General features: G+C 52.8%; 16 protein-coding genes. 8 read left to right on the forward strand and 8 right to left on the reverse strand.

Annotated features, from left to right (window positions below; genetic code table 11):
• The first annotated feature begins 13 nt into the window (after positions 1–13).
• Positions 14–1,906, forward strand: a complete 1,893-nt coding sequence (parE, locus tag HV261_RS06265) for a DNA topoisomerase IV subunit B (RefSeq protein ID WP_040233967.1) — start codon at positions 14–16, stop codon at positions 1,904–1,906.
• A gap of 107 nt (positions 1,907–2,013) precedes the next feature.
• On the opposite strand, the gene HV261_RS06270 is transcribed toward parE, so the two are convergent.
• The 4 genes from HV261_RS06270 to qseB form a co-directional block, all read right to left on the reverse strand.
• Positions 2,014–2,328 carry a putative quinol monooxygenase gene (locus tag HV261_RS06270; RefSeq protein ID WP_003024557.1) on the reverse strand — a complete coding sequence of 105 codons (315 nt, stop codon included), beginning with the start codon at positions 2,326–2,328 and terminating at the stop codon, positions 2,014–2,016.
• A gap of 30 nt (positions 2,329–2,358) precedes the next feature.
• Entirely contained in the window at positions 2,359–2,940 is a 582-nt protein-coding gene (locus HV261_RS06275) for an NAD(P)H-dependent oxidoreductase (protein WP_202037739.1), read from the reverse strand.
• Between the two features lie 109 nt (positions 2,941–3,049).
• Positions 3,050–4,399: a quorum sensing histidine kinase QseC gene (gene qseC, locus HV261_RS06280; RefSeq protein ID WP_202037740.1), complete on the reverse strand. Its 1,350-nt coding sequence runs from the start codon at positions 4,397–4,399 to the stop codon at positions 3,050–3,052.
• Positions 4,396–5,055, reverse strand: coding sequence for a quorum sensing response regulator transcription factor QseB (gene qseB, locus HV261_RS06285; RefSeq protein WP_202037741.1), 660 nt, complete (start codon positions 5,053–5,055; stop codon positions 4,396–4,398). The genes qseC and qseB overlap by 4 nt, the downstream gene beginning before the upstream one ends.
• Before the next feature lie 152 nt (positions 5,056–5,207).
• Here qseB and HV261_RS06290 point away from each other — a divergent pair, with 152 nt between their 5' ends.
• The 6 genes from HV261_RS06290 to HV261_RS06315 all read left to right on the forward strand — a co-directional run bounded on the left by HV261_RS06290 (position 5,208) and on the right by HV261_RS06315 (position 13,725).
• Positions 5,208–5,600, forward strand: a complete 393-nt coding sequence (locus tag HV261_RS06290; protein WP_202037742.1) for a YgiW/YdeI family stress tolerance OB fold protein — start codon at positions 5,208–5,210, stop codon at positions 5,598–5,600.
• A 75-nt stretch (positions 5,601–5,675) separates the two neighbouring features.
• Positions 5,676–6,542, forward strand: coding sequence for an AraC family transcriptional regulator (locus tag HV261_RS06295; protein WP_137382564.1), 867 nt, complete (start codon positions 5,676–5,678; stop codon positions 6,540–6,542).
• A 147-nt stretch (positions 6,543–6,689) separates the two neighbouring features.
• Positions 6,690–8,948 (forward strand): DNA topoisomerase IV subunit A, encoded by a 2,259-nt coding sequence (parC, locus tag HV261_RS06300; RefSeq protein ID WP_101742476.1) that lies wholly within the window; start codon positions 6,690–6,692, stop codon positions 8,946–8,948.
• Between the two features lie 196 nt (positions 8,949–9,144).
• Entirely contained in the window at positions 9,145–9,882 is a 738-nt protein-coding gene (gene plsC, locus HV261_RS06305; RefSeq protein WP_202037743.1) for a 1-acylglycerol-3-phosphate O-acyltransferase, read from the forward strand.
• A 71-nt stretch (positions 9,883–9,953) separates the two neighbouring features.
• Positions 9,954–11,366, forward strand: a complete 1,413-nt coding sequence (ftsP, locus tag HV261_RS06310; RefSeq protein ID WP_005123112.1) for a cell division protein FtsP — start codon at positions 9,954–9,956, stop codon at positions 11,364–11,366.
• Positions 11,367–11,553: 187 nt separating this feature from the next.
• Complete coding sequence (locus tag HV261_RS06315; RefSeq protein ID WP_202037744.1) at positions 11,554–13,725, forward strand: YgiQ family radical SAM protein; 2,172 nt, start codon at positions 11,554–11,556, stop codon at positions 13,723–13,725.
• 103 nt (positions 13,726–13,828) lie between these two features.
• On the opposite strand, the gene HV261_RS06320 is transcribed toward HV261_RS06315, so the two are convergent.
• The 4 genes from HV261_RS06320 to yqhD form a co-directional block, all read right to left on the reverse strand.
• Positions 13,829–14,284 carry an HIT family protein gene (locus HV261_RS06320; RefSeq protein ID WP_137382567.1) on the reverse strand — a complete coding sequence of 152 codons (456 nt, stop codon included), beginning with the start codon at positions 14,282–14,284 and terminating at the stop codon, positions 13,829–13,831.
• Between the two features lie 44 nt (positions 14,285–14,328).
• On the reverse strand, positions 14,329–15,783 hold the full coding sequence (locus HV261_RS06325; protein ID WP_202037745.1) for a DASS family sodium-coupled anion symporter: 1,455 nt from the start codon (positions 15,781–15,783) through the stop codon (positions 14,329–14,331).
• A gap of 188 nt (positions 15,784–15,971) precedes the next feature.
• Complete coding sequence (dkgA, locus tag HV261_RS06330) at positions 15,972–16,799, reverse strand: 2,5-didehydrogluconate reductase DkgA (RefSeq protein WP_137382569.1); 828 nt, start codon at positions 16,797–16,799, stop codon at positions 15,972–15,974.
• Positions 16,800–17,021: 222 nt separating this feature from the next.
• Positions 17,022–18,185 (reverse strand): alcohol dehydrogenase, encoded by a 1,164-nt coding sequence (gene yqhD, locus HV261_RS06335; protein ID WP_202037746.1) that lies wholly within the window; start codon positions 18,183–18,185, stop codon positions 17,022–17,024.
• 193 nt (positions 18,186–18,378) lie between these two features.
• Between yqhD and HV261_RS06340 the strand changes: the two genes are divergently transcribed.
• Positions 18,379–19,278, forward strand: a complete 900-nt coding sequence (locus HV261_RS06340; RefSeq protein WP_137382571.1) for an AraC family transcriptional regulator — start codon at positions 18,379–18,381, stop codon at positions 19,276–19,278.
• Positions 19,279–19,342 lie beyond the last annotated feature (64 nt).

Raw genomic sequence — 19,342 nt, forward strand, 5'->3', positions numbered from 1 at the left:
GCTAATTTAAACCATGACGCAAACTTATAACGCTGATGCCATTGAGGTACTCACTGGGCTTGAGCCGGTACGCCGTCGCCCTGGGATGTACACTGACACGACCCGTCCTAACCATCTTGGGCAGGAAGTGATTGATAACAGTGTGGATGAAGCACTGGCTGGCCACGCGAAACGCGTGGATGTGATCTTACATGCCGATCAATCGCTGGAAGTCATTGACGACGGACGCGGCATGCCGGTGGATATTCACCCAGAAGAAGGCGTTCCTGCGGTCGAGCTGATCCTCTGTCGCCTGCATGCAGGCGGTAAGTTTTCCAATAAGAACTACCAGTTTTCAGGCGGTTTACACGGGGTGGGTATCTCCGTGGTCAACGCGCTTTCAAAACGTGTAGAAGTGAACGTGCGTCGCGATGGTCAGGTCTACAACATCGCGTTTGAAAACGGTGACAAAGTGCAGGATCTGCAGGTGGTCGGTACTTGCGGTAAACGCAATACCGGTACCAGCGTGCACTTCTGGCCGGATGAAACCTTCTTTGACAGCCCACGTTTCTCTGTTTCTCGCTTAACGCACGTACTGAAAGCCAAAGCGGTACTGTGCCCGGGCGTAGAAATTACCTTTAAAGATGAAGTTAACAACAGCGAGCAGCGCTGGTGCTACCAGGACGGTCTGAATGACTACCTGAGCGAAGCCGTAAACGGCCTGCCAACGCTGCCGGAAAAACCGTTTATCGGTAACTTCAGTGGTGAAACTGAGACTGTAGACTGGGCGTTGCTGTGGCTGCCTGAAGGCGGTGAATTACTGACTGAAAGTTATGTCAACCTGATCCCTACTATGCAGGGCGGTACGCATGTTAACGGTCTGCGCCAGGGACTGCTGGATGCGATGCGCGAATTCTGCGAGTACCGTAATATTCTGCCGCGCGGCGTGAAGCTGTCAGCAGAAGATATCTGGGATCGTTGCGCCTATGTGCTGTCGGTAAAAATGCAGGATCCACAGTTTGCCGGACAGACCAAAGAGCGTCTTTCTTCACGTCAGTGTGCGGCATTCGTTTCTGGCGTGGTGAAAGATGCCTTTAGCCTGTGGCTGAACCAGAACGTGCAGTCAGCCGAACTGCTGGCGGAAATGGCGATTTCCAGCGCGCAGCGTCGTTTGCGTGCGGCGAAAAAAGTGGTACGCAAAAAGCTGACCAGCGGTCCGGCGCTACCGGGGAAACTGGCGGACTGTACCGCACAGGATCTCAATCGCACCGAACTGTTTCTCGTCGAAGGTGACTCAGCGGGCGGATCGGCCAAGCAGGCGCGCGATCGTGAATTCCAGGCGATCATGCCGCTGAAAGGTAAGATCCTCAATACCTGGGAAGTCTCTTCTGATGAAGTGCTGGCCTCGCAGGAAGTTCACGATATTTCGGTAGCGATCGGTATCGATCCAGACAGCGATGATCTGAGCCAGCTGCGCTATGGCAAGATCTGTATTCTGGCGGATGCGGACTCCGATGGTCTGCACATCGCGACGCTGTTGTGTGCGCTGTTTGTGAAACACTTCCGAACGCTGGTGAAACACGGTCACGTCTATGTGGCGCTGCCGCCGTTGTACCGTATCGATCTCGGCAAAGAAGTGTATTACGCGCTGACAGAAGAAGAAAAAGCGGGCGTGCTGGAGCAGTTAAAGCGCAAGAAAGGGAAACCGAACGTACAACGCTTTAAAGGTCTGGGTGAAATGAACCCGATGCAGCTACGTGAAACGACGCTGGACCCCAATACGCGTCGCCTGGTGCAGCTCATCATTGATGATGAGGACGATCAGCGTACGAATGCGGTGATGGATATGCTGCTGGCCAAGAAACGTTCAGAGGATCGTCGCAACTGGTTGCAGGAGAAAGGTGACCTGGCGGATCTCGAAGGGTAATTGCATGTAGAAAAGCCGGAAAGGGGCGTAAAATGCCTTATCCGGCTCTCATCTGACGAAGCGATTATATGCCGGATAGCAAAGCGTCACCCGGCAAATCGACAATCTTAAATGCCCGACTCCAGAATACGAATATTCATGTCCAGCACGTCGCCTTTCACGGCTTCGCTGTAGGCTTTCATATGCGGGGTCTGCAAATGCGCTTCAAGATGCGCGATGCTTTCCCACTGTTCAACCATCACGATTGAATCTGGTGCTGTGGTCTGAAAACTCACACCCGCAGCATGATCCACCATCGGCGCATAGCCGTGGCAGCCTTCTTCCTTCAGTACGGTCGGAACGATTTTAGCAAACTGATCCAGTACCGCCTGGCGGTGATGTTGACCTGGACGTGTACGGATTTCTGCAATAACGGTAAGCATGGTTAACTCCTTCTAATTCCAGGTGACTAGTTAACCAAAAATCTCGGTCAGATGCTTGCGATATTCTGCGATATAACGCGGAACATCTGGCATTTTAATCACGTCATTGGTGATAAACGTCGGCAGTGCTTCCATTCCCAGGAACTGATTTGCTTTATGGAACGGCAGATACACGCCATCAACGCCAACACCATGGAAGAATTGGTCTTTTTCAGTGAAGGCTTCCATTGGTGCGTTCCAGGTCAGGGAAAGCATGTATTTTTTGCCCTGAATCAGCCCGCCGGAACCGTATTTTTTAGAGGCATCTGAACGTGTACGACCATCGCTGGCGTACAGCGTACCGTGACCTTCGGTAAACACATCATCGATGTATTTTTTCACCGTCCACGGTGCACCCATCCACCAGCCCGGCATTTGCCAGATAACCACATCGGCCCAGACGAAGTTCTGCACTTGCGTTTTAATGTCGTAATCGCCATCTGCACGCACGATTTTAACATCATGCCCGAGGTCGCGCAGGAGGCCATCCGCGACCTCGGTCAGGGTGTCGTTTAACTGACCGTTAGAGTGAGCGAATTTTTTCGCACCATTGATAATCAGAATGTTGCTCATTTTGTGTCCTCAAGGAAATACGTTTGAGGACGATTTTACCCCCACGGGCGGTGCGGTGAAATTAGCAAAATGTGCAAAGTCTTTTGCATTATTAGCAATAATGCGGTCTTTACCAGCTGATTTTGGCCTCAAACCCGCCTTCCGGGGCATTACCAAACGAGGCAGACATCCCGTGTAAGGTCGCGATACGACGAACGATCGACAGGCCCAAACCACTGCCGGTAACGCTTTGTCCCGGCGGACGATAAAAGCGTTCACCAATGTGTGTCAGGACTTCCGGTGCCACGCCCGGGCCGTTATCTTTGACGCTAAAATAGCGGGCGTTGAGCGTCACTTCCACAATGCTACCCTGCGGGCTGTAGCGAATCGCATTATCCAGCAGATTCCGCACCATCAGGCTGAGTAACAAGGGTTGTCCCATACGCTTGATATCGTGGGCGTTAATCTGCAAACGCACATCAATATGCGCCTGCCGGGCCGAATGGTAGATATCCATCACTGAAGATTGCAGCAACTCCTCCAGCGAGATTTCCGCTACATCCTGAAGGTTGTCGAGGGAGTCAAGGCGCGAAAGCGTCAGTAACTGATCGACCAGACGCGTGGCGCGATCGATCCCGGCCTGCATCTGCATTAAGGCTTTTTGCCTTGCCTGAGGATCATCGTCAGACAGTTGCGCCACTTCGGTTTGCACTTTCAACGCCGTCAGCGGACTACGCAGCTCGTGAGCAGCATCTGAAGTAAAGCGCCGTTCACGCACCATGGTGGTATGAATACGAGTGAAAAGTTGATTGAGTGATTCAACCAACGGGCGGACCTCGCCAGGAATGCCTTTCAAACTGAGCGGTTCTTCTGATTCCGGGTCGCGTAAACGTAGCGCCTGCGCCAGTTTTTTCAGTGGTTTAAGTTCAAGACTTAACAACACAATCAGGATTAACAGCATCAGCGGCAAAGCGACCAACCACGGCACCAATTGTGCTGTCACAATCGCTAAAGCCATATCTTCACGATATTCCCATTCCTGGCCGACAACGATTCGATACTTTTTATCTGCGGAAGTCAGCCAGACAAAACGCCATTTATCGTTGTCGCCATTCAGATAGCCATCGTCAAAACCTTCCCGGCGATAGCTATAGGGAATGTACTGGCCATTGTCGCCATCGTGAAGAACCATTTTCCCTTCTGGCGTGTAGGCCGCAAAGGTCAGAACATCGTCGTCAATATGACCATGTTTGAATTTTTTCGGGGTATGCGCTATGCGTTCAGAGGCTTTTAGTTCATCGAGATCCAGCGTGATAAGGCGTTTGGCGAACAGCATCTGTTGCGTGTCGAACATCTCATTCACGTTATCGGTCGTTTGCTTCCAGGCGACAAAGCTGGAAATCAGCCAGGTCACTAAAACCAAAATCATGAATATAAGCGTTAGCCTGACGCGCAGGCTGAGGCGTTGTGTGAGTTTCATGCGTCACCCAAGGTGTAGCCAATACCATGTACAGTGCGGATAAAGTCGCTGCCGAGCTTACGGCGTAAGTGGTGGACGTGCACTTCAACGGCGTTGCTGGAGACGTTTTCATCCCAGGTATACAGTTTTTCTTCGATCAGTTTGCGGGGCAGCACGCGGCCTTTATTACGCATCAGTAGTTCCAGTAGGGCGAACTCTTTGGGTTTGAGTGACAAAGGTTCACCTGCGACTGTCGCGACCAGCGCGCCGGGATCAAGCGAGACCTGACCATGGCTCAGAGTGTTGCTGGCCTGGCCGCTGGCGCGGCGTACCAATGCTTCCAGTCTGGCGGCAACCTCGATGAGTGCAAAGGGTTTGCACAGATAGTCATCCGCGCCCAGGCGCAGGCCTTCAACGCGTTCTGTCAGCGCATCCCGAGCCGTCAGAATCAGCACAGGCTCTTGCTTACCTTTTGCCCGCCATTCGCGCAGGATATCGCGCCCGTCGATACCAGGCAGCGTCAGGTCAAGGATCACCGCATCATAAGGGGCGCTGTACAGCGCTTCTTTTCCCTGACGACCTTCGGTAAACCAGTCGATGCTGAAACCCATTTTACTCAGACCTGTTTTAAGGCCATCGCCAATCAACGTGTCATCTTCGATCAGTAAAATACGCATATGTTCTTCCCTGCGATAACGCTCTTTGCCGACAGTAAACCTTGTGATAACGGTCTCTGTACAGCAAAAAAAGTATCTTTTTTTGCCTTAAGAACTTGTTAAGGATTAACTTATTAAATAGTCGTAAACCAACATGAAAGGGAGACATGAAGATGAAAAAATTAGCTGCAATGGTTGCTGTGATGGCATTGTGTTCCGCACCTGTTTTTGCCGCACAGCAGGGCGGTTTCTCTGGACCTACGACGACGCAAAGTCAAAATGGCGGGTTTACTGGCCCGAACGGCAGCAGCACCACTGTTGAAAGTGCAAAATCACTGCGTGATGACACCTGGGTCACGCTACGCGGGAACATCGTTGAACGTATTTCCGACGATCTGTACCTGTTTAAGGATGCCACTGGCACGGTTAATGTGGATATCGACCATAAACGCTGGAACGGCGTAACCGTCGGCCCGCAGGATACGGTTGAAATTCAGGGTGAAGTGGATAAAGACTGGAACTCCGTTGAAATCGACGTGAAACAAATCCGCAAAGTAAATCCGTAATCCTACGAAGAGTGCGCAAGATCGGTCAGGATTCAATGCGGCCAGGTGGACAGAATAAGCCACAAGGAGGCAGTGATGAATGACCGATTCAGCGCGGCTTATGCCAGACGATTGCGGTGTGTTTGTGAACACATTGAGCGTCATCTGGATGAGCCCCTTACACTTGAGGCGTTAAGCCGAATGGCGCACAGTTCGCCATTTCATTTTCATCGGCAGTTTACTGCCTGGAGTGGTCAACCGCTTTATCGCTATATCCAGTGGCTTCGTCTGCGCCGTGCTTCATGGCGACTGGCGTTTAACCCGCAGGATAAAGTCATTGATATTGCGCTGGATGCCGGGTTTCAGAATCCGGAGTCGTTCACACGTGCTTTCAAAACTGCGTTTGGTAAAAGCCCTCGCCAGTTCCGGCAAACCCCGGACTGGCTGGACTGGCACCAGCGTATTCCTAAGCAGGTATTTCAGGAGCAGCACGTAATGGACGTAAAAATTGTCGATGTCCCTCGTATTCAGGTGGCGATGTTAACGCATCGGGGCCATCCGGATTTGGTTAACGCCAGCGCCGCAAAGTTTATCGAATGGCGACGCACGACGGGCTTGTCACCGGTTGCTGGCAGCCAGACATTTGGCATTGCCTGGCATGACCCACAGAGCACGCCGCCGGCAGAGTTTCGTTTTGATATTTGCGGTAGCGTCAGCCAGGCGGTCCCCGAAAATGCGTTTGGCGTCGTGAACAGTGAGATTCCCGCCGGACGCTGTGCAGTAGTGCGCCACGAGGGGGCGTTGGATACGCTTTCTGACAGCGTGTGGTTTCTTTTCCGGGAATGGTTACCGGGTAGCGGTGAAACATTGCGTGATTTCCCGGTCTATTTCCAGTATCTCAATTTCGTGCATGAGGTTGCCGAACACGAGTTACTCACGGATATTTATTTGCCGTTGGTATAGCGTTGTTCACAATCAATTCCTGGCGATGCATTGTTATTTCTGCGTCGCCAAATCCACTGAACTTTGTGACTCAACACGCCAGATAGGGTAGTATCTGCGGCAATATTGCCCTTCAATAGACGGGTATAAGTTGAGGAACCACGATTAATGAGCGATATGGCAGAGCGCCTTGCGCTGCATGAATTCACGGAAAACGCCTATCTGAACTACTCCATGTACGTCATCATGGACAGGGCGTTACCGTTTATTGGTGATGGTCTGAAACCTGTTCAGCGTCGCATCGTTTACGCGATGTCCGAACTGGGGCTGAACGCCAGCGCCAAGTTTAAAAAATCCGCCCGTACCGTCGGTGACGTATTGGGTAAATACCATCCGCACGGCGACAGTGCCTGCTATGAAGCGATGGTGCTGATGGCCCAGCCGTTCTCTTACCGTTATCCGCTGGTTGACGGGCAGGGGAACTGGGGGGCGCCAGACGATCCGAAATCCTTCGCCGCGATGCGTTACACGGAATCCCGCCTGTCGAAATATGCAGAAGTCCTGCTGGGTGAACTCGGTCAGGGAACATCGGATTGGGTGCCAAACTTCGACGGCACCATGCAGGAGCCGAAAATGCTGCCTGCGCGTCTGCCGAATATCCTGCTGAACGGCACGACCGGGATTGCCGTGGGTATGGCGACGGATATTCCACCGCATAACCTGCGTGAAGTGGCCAAAGCGGCAATTACGCTGATTGAACAGCCGAAAACGACGCTGGATCAGCTGCTGGATATCGTACAGGGGCCGGATTATCCGACCGAAGCAGAGATCATTACCTCGCGTGCGGAGATTCGTAAGATTTACGAAAACGGACGCGGCTCTGTTCGCATGCGTGCGGTATGGACGAAAGAAGATGGCGCGGTAGTGATTTCCGCGCTGCCGCATCAGGTTTCTGGGGCAAAAGTACTGGAGCAGATCGCGGCTCAAATGCGCAATAAAAAGCTGCCAATGGTAGACGACCTGCGCGATGAATCGGATCACGAAAACCCGACTCGTCTGGTGATTGTCCCGCGGTCGAATCGCGTGGATATGGAACAGGTGATGAACCATCTGTTTGCCACTACCGATCTGGAAAAAAGCTATCGCATTAACCTGAACATGATTGGCCTCGACGGTCGTCCGGCAGTTAAAAACCTACTGGAGATCCTCACCGAGTGGCTGACGTTCCGTCGCGATACCGTGCGCCGCCGCCTGAACTATCGCCTGGAGAAAGTACTCAAACGCCTGCACATTCTTGAAGGTTTGCTGATAGCGTTCCTCAACATTGACGAAGTCATTGAAATTATTCGTCATGAAGATGAACCTAAACCCGAGCTGATGTCGCGGTTTGGTATTTCAGAAACTCAGGCGGAAGCCATTCTTGAGCTGAAATTACGTCACCTTGCCAAACTGGAAGAGATGAAAATCCGCGGTGAGCAGGATGAACTGGCTAAAGAGCGCGATCAACTGCAGGGCATTCTGGCCTCTGAACGCAAAATGAGTAACCTGCTGAAGAAAGAACTGCAGGCGGATGCGGATGCCTATGGTGACGATCGCCGTTCTCCATTGCGGGAGCGTGAAGAAGCGAAGGCGATGAGCGAGCACGACATGTTACCGTCTGAGCCGGTGACCATTGTGCTGTCCCAGAGTGGCTGGGTGCGAAGTGCGAAAGGCCACGATATCGATGCTCCTGGCTTAAGCTATAAAGCGGGTGATAGCTTTAAATCGGCGGTGAAAGGGAAGAGCAACCAGCCGGTCGTATTCGTTGACTCAACCGGGCGTAGCTATGCTATCGACCCAATTACGCTGCCGTCGGCACGGGGGCAGGGGGAACCGTTGACCGGTAAACTCACGCTGCCACCGGGCGCGACGGTTGAGCATATGCTGATGGAAGGCGACGATCAGAAACTGCTGATGGCATCTGATGCCGGTTACGGTTTTGTCTGCACCTTCAATGACCTCGTCGCGCGTAACCGTGCGGGCAAGGCATTGATTACGCTGCCGGAAAACGCGCATGTTATGCCGCCGGTGGTGATTGAAGATGAAACCGATATGCTGCTGGCTATTACCCATGCGGGCCGCATGTTGATGTTCCCGGTGAGCGATTTGCCGCAGTTGTCGAAAGGCAAAGGGAACAAGATAATCAATATTCCTTCTGCGGAAGCGGCGAAAGGCGAAGATGGTCTGGCACAACTCTACGTGCTGCCGCCGCAAAGCACGCTGACTATCCACGTCGGGAAACGCAAAATTAAACTGCGTCCTGAAGAGCTACAGAAGGTAACCGGCGAGCGTGGTCGTCGCGGTACGCTCATGCGCGGTCTGCAACGCATCGACCGTGTTGAGATTGACTCGCCTCGACGCGCCAGTCACGGCGACAGCGAAGAATAACGCCAGCGTCTGGCTCTCCCTGTTTTCGCACAGGGAGAGCTTGTTTTAAAAATTCCCGTGAAACCGTTGTTTATTCGTGCGTTGCGATTAACAATACGCTTTTCCAGAGAGCCGCTCTTAACAATGCCCTAACCTGATGCAGTATCCGGAATCAGGTGACGTAGAATGCCAGGCTCTTAGGCCTTTAGAGGTTGTTATGCTATATATTTTTCGTTTAATTATTACTGTTATTTACTGCATTTTGGTCTGTATTTTCGGTTGCATATACTGTCTGTTCAGCCCAAGAAATCCAAAACACGTTGCGACGTTCGGCCATATGTTTGGTCGCCTGGCTCCCCTGTATGGCCTGAAGGTCGAGTGCCGCATGCCGCCTGACGCCAAGAACTATGGTAATGCTATCTATATTTGTAACCACCAGAATAACTATGACATGGTTACCGCAGCGAATATCGTTCAGCCGCCGACGGTCACAGTAGGTAAAAAAAGCCTGTTGTGGATCCCTTTCTTCGGACTGCTGTACTGGCTCACCGGTAATCTGTTGATCGACAGAAATAACCGCGCCAAAGCGCACAGCACCATTGCGGCGGTTGTGAACCACTTTAAAAAGCGTCGTATCTCTATCTGGATGTTCCCTGAAGGAACGCGTAGCCGTGGCCGTGGTCTGCTGCCGTTTAAAACAGGTGCGTTCCATGCGGCAATTGCTGCAGGTGTCCCGGTTATCCCTGTTTGCGTTTCAACGACCTCTAATAAGATCAAATTGAACCGGCTGAATAATGGGCTGGCGATTGTAGAGATGCTGCCGCCAGTGGATATCAGTCATTTTGGTAAAGATCAGGTTCGTGAACTGGCAGCGCATTGCCGTACGCTGATGGAACAAAAAATCGCAGAACTCGATAAAGAAGTTGCTGAGCGGGAAGCCGCCGGTAAGGTTTAATTCGCTCATTTCGGGTTTGTTACAGGAAATGATTTCCTGCGTGTTAATCGCCAGTTTTTCATGGAGCTTATATGTCATTCAGTCGGCGTCAGTTCATTCAGGCATCGGGGATCGCATTGTGTGCAGGTGCTGTTCCGCTGAAGGCTAATGCTGCCGGTCAGCAACAACCGCTACCTGTTCCCCCCCTGCTGGAGTCCCGTCGGGGACAGCCGCTATTTATGACGCTGCAACGTGCGCACTGGTCGTTTACGCCTGGCACGCGCGCACCCGTCTGGGGTGTTAACGGGCGCTACCTGGGGCCGACAATCCGCGTCTGGAAAGGCGATGACGTCAAGCTTATCTACAGCAACCGTCTGACAGAAAATGTCTCAATGACCGTTGCCGGATTACAGGTTCCAGGTCCTCTTATGGGGGGGCCGGCGCGTATGATGTCGCCTAATGCGGACTGGGCGCCCGTGCTGCCGATCCGCCAGAGCGCTGCGACCTTGTGGTATCACGCCAATACGCCAAATCGCACTGCCCAGCAGGTCTATAACGGTCTTGCCGGGATGTGGCTGGTTGAAGATGAAGTGAGTAAATCACTGCCGATCCCTAACCACTATGGCGTGGATGATTTTCCAGTCATTATTCAGGATAAGCGCCTGGATAACTTCGGTACGCCAGAATATAGCGAGCCGGGCAGCGGGGGGTTTGTGGGGGATACTCTTCTGGTCAACGGGGCGCAAAGTCCGTATGTCGAAGTGTCCCGTGGCTGGGTGCGTTTACGTTTGCTGAATGCCTCAAACTCGCGTCGTTATCTGCTGAAAATGAGCGATGGTCGTGCGCTGCATGTTATCTCAGGCGATCAGGGGTTTTTACCCGCGCCGGTTTCGGTGAAGCAGCTTTCGCTGGCGCCAGGTGAGCGACGTGAGATTCTGGTCGATATGACCAACGGTGATGAGGTTTCGATTACCTGCGGCGAGGCGGCCAGTATTGTTGACAGGATCCGTGGTTTCTTTGAGCCTTCCAGTATCCTGATCTCCACGCTGGTACTGACTCTGCGACCAACCGGCCTTCTGCCGCTGGTAACGGATAGCCTGCCAATGCGTCTGTTACCCACCGAAATTTTGAGCGGTTCGCCGATTCGCAGCCGTGATATTAGCCTTGATGACGATCCCGGAATCAATGGCCAACTGTGGGATGTCAATCGCATGGATATCACGGCGCAGCAGGGCTCCTGGGAGCGCTGGACCGTGCGCGCAGATATGCCGCAGTCGTTCCATATTGAAGGCGTCTCTTTCCTGATCCGTAATGTGAATGGCGCGATGCCGTTCCCGGAAGACCGTGGCTGGAAAGATACCGTCTGGGTTGATGGGCAAGTGGAGTTGCTGGTCTATTATGGACAGCCTTCCTGGGCGCATTTCCCGTTCTACTTCAACAGCCAGACGCTGGAAATGGCAGACCGTGGTTCTATTGGCCAGATGCTGGTGAATCCGGCTCCGTAACGGATATTCCTGTGCCGGGTAGCGGTTTTGTCAACCCGGCATGGGCCGTGCGAAAGCACAGGCACGGTCAGCGTAGCACCAGCAGTGACGAAATTTAACATTCTTACAATACTCCTTCATTTCCCTTGTTGATCCAGCGTATAATCCCCGGCCTTTGATTATTTTTTTACCATTTTTTGGAAGCATTATGAGCGCAATATCCCTGATCCAACCGGACAGAGACCTTTTCTCCTGGCCGCAGTACTGGGCCGCCTGCTTTGGGCCGGCACCATTTTTGCCGATGTCACGCGACGAAATGGATCAACTTGGCTGGGATAGCTGCGACATCATTCTGGTTACCGGCGATGCGTACGTCGATCACCCGAGCTTCGGCATGGCTATTTGCGGTCGCATGCTGGAAGCGCAGGGCTTTCGCGTGGGGATCATCGCCCAGCCGGAGTGGAACAGCAAAGATGACTTTATGCGTCTGGGCAAACCGAATCTGTTCTTCGGCGTAACCGCCGGCAACATGGATTCGATGATCAATCGTTATACCGCCGATCGCCGACTGCGCCATGACGATGCCTATACGCCGGACAACGTGGCGGGTAAACGCCCGGACCGCGCGACGCTGGTTTATACCCAGCGCTGTAAAGAAGCCTGGAAAGATGTGCCGGTTATTCTCGGCGGTATTGAAGCCAGCCTGCGCCGTACTGCACATTACGATTACTGGTCAGATACCGTGCGTCGTTCCGTGCTGGTGGATTCAAAAGCGGACATGCTGATGTTTGGCAACGGCGAGCGCCCATTGGTGGAAGTCGCACACCGTCTGGCGATGGGTGAAACCATTGATCAGATCCGCGACGTGCGGAATACCGCGATTATGGTCAAAGAAGCGCTGCCGGGCTGGAGCGGGGTGGATTCCACGCGTCTGGATATGCCAGGAAAAATTGACCCCATCCCCCATCCGTATGGCGAAGACTTGCCGTGTGCCGACAACAAACCGGTGGCACCGAAAAAACAAGAAGCGAAAGCGGTAACCGTACAGCCGCCGCGTCCGAAGCCGTGGGAAAAAACCTACGTACTGCTGCCGTCTTTCGAGAAAGTGAAGAGCGACAAAGTACTGTACGCCCATGCGTCGCGTATTCTGCACCACGAAACGAACCCAGGCTGCGCACGAGCGCTGATGCAAAAGCATGGCGATCGCTATATTTGGGTTAACCCGCCAGCGATCCCGTTGTCGACTGAAGAAATGGACAGCGTCTTTGCACTGCCGTACAAGCGTGTACCGCATCCGGCATACGGTAGCAGCCGTATTCCCGCCTATGAGATGATCCGTTTTTCGATCAATATCATGCGTGGCTGTTTTGGTGGTTGTTCGTTCTGTTCGATCACCGAGCACGAAGGGCGCATTATCCAGAGCCGTTCTGAAGATTCGATCATCAATGAGATCGAAGCCATTCGCGATACCGTTCCGGGCTTTACCGGCGTGATTTCCGATCTCGGTGGTCCAACGGCAAACATGTATATGCTGCGCTGTAAGTCTCCGCGTGCAGAACAGACCTGTCGTCGTCTGTCATGCGTCTACCCGGATATCTGTCCGCACATGGACACCAACCACGAACCGACGATTAACCTCTATCGCCGTGCACGTGATTTGAAAGGCATTAAAAAGATCCTCATCGCTTCGGGCGTGCGTTATGACATCGCGGTTGAAGACCCACGCTATATCAAAGAGCTGGCGACCCACCACGTTGGCGGCTATCTGAAGATTGCGCCAGAGCATACCGAAGAAGGCCCATTGTCGAAGATGATGAAGCCGGGGATGGGCAGCTACGACCGCTTTAAAGAGTTGTTTGATACCTATTCTAAACAGGCCGGTAAAGAGCAGTACCTGATCCCCTATTTTATCTCTGCGCACCCGGGTACGCGTGATGAGGATATGGTGAATCTGGCTCTGTGGCTGAAACAGCGTCGTTTCCGTTTGGATCAAGTGCAGAACTTCTATCCATCACCGCTGGCAAACTCTACAACCATGTATTACACCGGGAAAAACCCGTTGGGCAAAATTGGTTATAAGAGTGAAGATGTGGTGGTGCCAAGAGGTGATAAACAGCGCCGTCTGCATAAAGCGCTGCTGCGTTACCATGATCCTGCTAACTGGCCGTTAATCCGTCAGGCGCTGGAAGATATGGGGAAAAAGCATCTGATTGGCGGTCGTCGCGAATGTCTGGTTCCGGCCCCGACGCTGGAAGAGATGCGTGAAGCACGTCGCCAGAACCGCCACACCCGCCCGGCTCTGACCAAGCATACGCCGGTCGCGCACCAGCGTCAGACACCTGCGGCGAATAAAAAACGCGGTAAGGTTGCGGGACGTTAAACGGTCTTACCTGGTGGTGAAGTGTGGACCAGGCCTACGAACTGCACAGTTTTGTAGGCCGGATAAGGTGCCTGCACCGCCATCCGGCAGACGTGCTCCGTATTTATGCTTCGCGAATTCTGGCCGCTAATGCGGCCAGTTTTTCATCGTCAGCCCGTTCGTGGTCATGTGACGACAGATACCCTTCATACTGCTCGAAAAATTTAGTCTGCCGGGACTCAATTGGTTTCCAGTGCGTCAAATCACCTGTGCCATGCATAGGGCTGAGCTTACTGTGCACATGATCCACGCCAAACCCTTCGAAAAACATCCCTGTACGGCTGACGTCCGGGAAAGCGTTATCCAGTTTTTTCGCCACCTTTTGGGTCGCCAGCATCAGGTCTGCCAGTGCCTGCGGCGGCATATCAAATGCATAGCTGGGGTAGTGCTTTTTCGGGATCACCACGGTAAAACCGTCGGTGTTCGGGAAAATCGACAGAAAGGCCAGGTGGTGCTCGTCTTCCCAGACTTTATGGCAGGGCGCTTTACCTTCAACAATTTGACAGAAAATACAGGTCATTCCTTTTCTCCGTAGATAAGACGTTTCGTCAGGACGCAGTCAGTTTAGTACAGACCCAGCATCTTCCACCACATCAGCCCTACGGTGATAAAGACGGCTTGATTAAACAGGCTGATGATGAATCCTGTGCGCCACCAGACGCCCGTTGGAACGTACCCGGCACCAAACAGAATCGGGCCGCGAGCGTGGGTGTACTGAGTGAGGGAACAGTACAGGCTACTGGTGAAGGCCAGCATCAACGCCGTAGGCGCTGCGGGGATATTCAGATGCAGACCGACGCCGAGGAAAACGGCGTACAGCGCCGCAATCTGCGCATTACCGCTGGCAAAAAAGTAGTGAGTATAAAAGTACGCGGCGTTGAGCAGCAGCAGGACAACCACCCAACTGGTCCCATGCATGGTACTGCTCAGGCTATCGCCAATCAGGTTGCCAAACCAGGTGGTAAAGCCCAGTTTTTTCAACTGGTTCGCCATCATCAATAGTGCGGCAAACCAGATCAACGTATCCCACGCACCTTTCTCGCTTTTGACATCTTCCCAGCTTAGAACGCCACTGAGCAGCAAGATGGATAAACCAACAAATGAGGCGGTGGTGGCGTCGACGCCCAGCGTATCACCAAAAATCCACAGCACCAGCAGGACACCGACGGTAGCCAGCATCAGCCATTCACCGCGTGACATACGGCCCATTTCCGCCAGCTCTTTACGCGCCAGATTCGGGGCATCCGGCGTGTGTTTAATTTCCGGGCGCACAATCCAGTAGACCAGTAATGGAACCAGCAGTAAGGAAACCAGGCAAGGCAGCAGCGCCGCCATAAACCAACTGCCCCAGGTGAGCGTGACCCCCGCGTTGGCTGCCAGTTTCACTGCCAACAGGTTGCCGGTATAGCCGGTCATAAAGAGCGCGGCGGTGACGTCGTTGACGTTGCCAATACAGGTGATAAGAAAGGTGCCGATCTTACTGCGGGATTCATCTTCCGGGTTCGAATGGAAACTGCGCGCCAGAGAGTCGGCAATCGGATAGATGACGCCGCCGCAGCGTGCCGTATTGCTTGGCATTGCGGGGGAAAGTATCAGGTCCGCAAACGCCAGTCCGTAGGCGAGTCCCAGCGTGCGCTTGCCGAGCAGGCGGATCATCTGCAGCGCAATACGTCGACCGAGGCCGGTTTTGATAAACCCGCGGGCAATCATAAAGGCGACGACAATCAGCCAGATCAGCGAACTGTTCAGTTCGCTCAGTGCGGTGGTAATGGCACCGCTGGCGGTTTTATCCCCGGCAGCATAAGCGAGGGCAAAAACGGTAATACCGATAATGCCGACTGCGCCAATAGGCAGAACTTTTGCCACGATAGAAGCAATGGTAGCAACGAAGATAATGGCTGAATGCCAGGCTGGCGCACTTAACCCACTGGGTGGGGTAAGCTGCCAGAGCCCGGCAGAAATAAATAGTATAAGAATCAATGGGAGCCATTTGACGCCTTGCTGTGTTTTTCCCGCCATGGTCACGCACCTATAGATATTTGTGATGTATTCATGAGAACAATATTATTACTGAATAATTAGTAAGTTATATTGCGTAATGCTGCACGTGGATGTGCCATAAATACATCTATAGTTGTGCGTTTATTGTTTCTTAATATTTCGGCAAGGGAAAAGCCCGACGGGAATGCCGGGCTGGAGAGGAGAGATTAACCGCCGAACTGATCCGGGTCAGGGCCCAGGCGTTTACCTTGATCGAGTTTTGCGATTTCACCGAGTTCATCTTTGTCCAGGCGGAAGTCCCAGACGTTGAAGTTCTCTGCAATGCGGGCAGGGGTGACGGATTTCGGGATCACCACCAGGCCGCTATCCAGATGCCAGCGAATGACGACCTGCGCCGGTGATTTGCCATATTTTTCAGCGAGGTCACGGATGATCTTTTGATCAAATACATCTTTACCGCCTTGCGCCAGCGGGCTCCAGGATTCGGTCTGGATTTTATGCGTTGCGTTCCAGGCGTGAAGCTGGCGTTGCTGCATAAGCGGATGAAGTTCGATCTGGTTAATCACCGGAGGGACGCCGGTTTCATCCATCAGGCGCTGGAGATGATTGATCTGAAAGTTGCACACGCCGATGCTCTTAATCAGCCCCTCTTTTTGCAGGTCGATCATGTTTTCCCACGCTTCAACGTAGTGATCGATCGCCGGGACAGGCCAGTGCATCAGGTAGAGATCGAGGTAATCGAGCTGGAGTTTCTCCATGCTTTCGAGCAACGCTTCCCGCGGGCGTTTCTGGTCATCATTCCACAACTTGGTGGTAATGAATAACTCTTCGCGCGGTACGCCAGCATCGCGTATTGCTTTGCCGACTCCTTCTTCGTTTTTGTACGCCGCAGCGGTATCAATTGAGCGATACCCTACTTCCAGCGCTTTATGAATGGCGGTGATGACTTCTTCGTTGCTTGCCTTCCAGACCCCCAGGCCCAGTTGCGGCATGACGTTACCATCCTGTAGCTTGATAATGGTTGGACCGGTCATAATTCCCCCCACACTTAATCCTTCAGGCTGCCTCTTGGTTGGCTGCTTGCGTTTACCCTGGTCACGGACTTATGTACGCTCCCGGGGATTCACTCAATTGCCGCCTCGATGCATCTGAATGATTGGGTGTAAATTGAGTACACCGGAGCAAGCCCCGGTGAGGTTTATGTGACTTAAGCCTGGTATAAATAGCCAAAAACGAAAGTCAGAGGTCAAAAAACCTTAGCGGGCAGCTTCGTAAATCCGGCGGCTGACGTCCAGCGTAATGTCCTGATGTTCGCCCAGTTTCGTACCGCCATGCGCTTCCAGTTTTTCCAGCAGTGCCGGGATGGAGCTGCCATCCAGACCGTAGTCAGACAGGCGAGTCGGTACACCCATTTGTTCGAAGAACTGACGGGTGGCGGCAATCGCGGCATCAATGCGCTGGTCTTCGGAGCCTTCGGTGATATTCCAGATGCGCTCTGCGTATTGCAGCAGTTTGGCACGCTTGGTATCGCGTTTTTCATTCCACAATGCAGGCAGGACGATTGCCAGCGTCTGAGCGTGGTCAAGTCCGTGCATTGCCGTCAGTTCGTGACCCAGCATATGGGTTGCCCAGTCCTGCGGTACGCCTGCGCCGATCAGACCGTTCAGTGCCTGAGTGGCTGCCCACATGACGTTCGCACGCACATTGTAGTTTTCCGGTTCCTGCAACGCTTTCGGACCGTCTTCTATCAGCGTCAGCAGAATGCCTTCGGCGAAGCGATCCTGAATTTTCCCGTCTACCGGATAAGTCACGTATTGTTCTACGGTATGAACAAAAGCATCTACCACGCCGTTGGCAACCTGACGCGGCGGCAGGGTATAGGTGTAAACCGGATCGAGTACAGCAAATACCGGCTGGACAAACGGGGTCATGAAGGCCAGTTTGTCGCCAGTCGTTTTACGCGAAATTACCGCACCAGAGTTAGATTCAGAGCCGGTTGCTGGCAGGGTCAGTACCGAGCCCATTGGGACGGCGCTTTGTACGTGGTTACCGCGTGTTTCCAGAATGCGCCACGGGTCAACGCCGTCAGCATAATGTGCCGCTGCGGCGATGAATTTTGTGCCATCCAGCACCGAACCGCCGCCTACCGCCAGCAGGAATGTCACCTTCTCATCACGCACGATTTTTACCGCGTTCATCAGCGTTTCATAGGATGGGTTCGGCTCAATACCGCCAAACTCGAGCACATCCAGACCTTTCAGTGCGTCCTGAACGTGTGCCAGAACGCCTGTTTTTTTCACGCTACCACCGCCGTAGGTAATCAGTACGCGAGCATCCTGCGGGATTTGGTCGCGCAGTTCTGCAATCGCGCCTTTACCAAACAGAATGCGGGTTGGGGTATGGAGATTAAAGTTGTTCATTGCTCGTTACCTTGTGTGGGTAAAAAAGAGGGTAGGCGAGTGTCTGCCTGATGGTGAACATTGTGGTCGTCAGACGCGTTCCTCTCAATGCTCATTTCTGCCGATGTCTTGCCCATTTCTACAGACTACTGGAGAAAATGGATAAAAGTGCGCACTATATCAAGGTTGCAAATCAATGATGAAGTGGTGCCCTATGAACCGTGATGAGATCTGTCTCCTGCTGACAGATAAAATTAAGCAGCTGAAAAATAATGAAAATAAATTGAATGATCTGCTGCCTGATATTCGCTTACTGTACGGCTCTGAACCCGGGGTGCGCACACCCGTGATGTATCAGCCTGGCATTATATTTCTCTTTTCAGGATATAAAATTGGTTATATCAACGAGCGTGTCTTTCGCTATGATGCCAACGAATACTTACTGCTCACAGTACCTTTACCCTTTGAATGTGAAACTTATGCGACACCGGACGTTCCGTTGGCTGGTATCCGCCTGAACGTCGATATCCTGCAGTTGCAGGAATTGCTGATGGATATTGGCGAGGATGAGTTGTTTCAACCCGCAATGGCGGCAAGCGGGATCAATTCGGCGACGCTATCCGATGAAATTCTCTGTGCTGCGGAACGCCTGCTGGATGTGATGGAGCGGCCATTGGATGCACGTATTTTGGGAAAACAGATTATTCGTGAGATCCTCTACCATGTGCTGACCGGGCCGCGTGGCGGAGCCTTGCTGGCGCTGGTCAGTCGCCAGACGCATTTCAGTTTGATAAGCCGTGTGCTGAAGCGAATTGAAACCAAGTACACCGAAAATCTTAATGTTGAGCAACTGGCGGCAGAGGCCAATATGAGCGTGTCGGCGTTCCATCATAATTTTAAATCGGTGACCAGTACTTCACCGTTGCAGTATCTGAAGAGCTATCGATTGCATAAAGCGCGGATGATGATGATTCATGACGGGATGAAAGCCAGTGCGGCGGCCATGCGTGTGGGTTATGAGAGCGCATCGCAGTTTAGTCGGGAGTTCAAACGTTACTTTGGCGTCACGCCAGGGGAAGATGCAGCCAGAATTCGGATGATGCAGGGGAGTTGATCTCTTGTCGGTCAGACTGGTTCACCGTAGGCCTTAAAGCCGTGCACTGTAAGGCGAAATGCCG

Source organism: Citrobacter sp. RHBSTW-00671 (genome assembly GCF_014103415.1).
In the GTDB taxonomy this organism is placed as follows: Bacteria; Pseudomonadota; Gammaproteobacteria; order Enterobacterales; family Enterobacteriaceae; genus Citrobacter.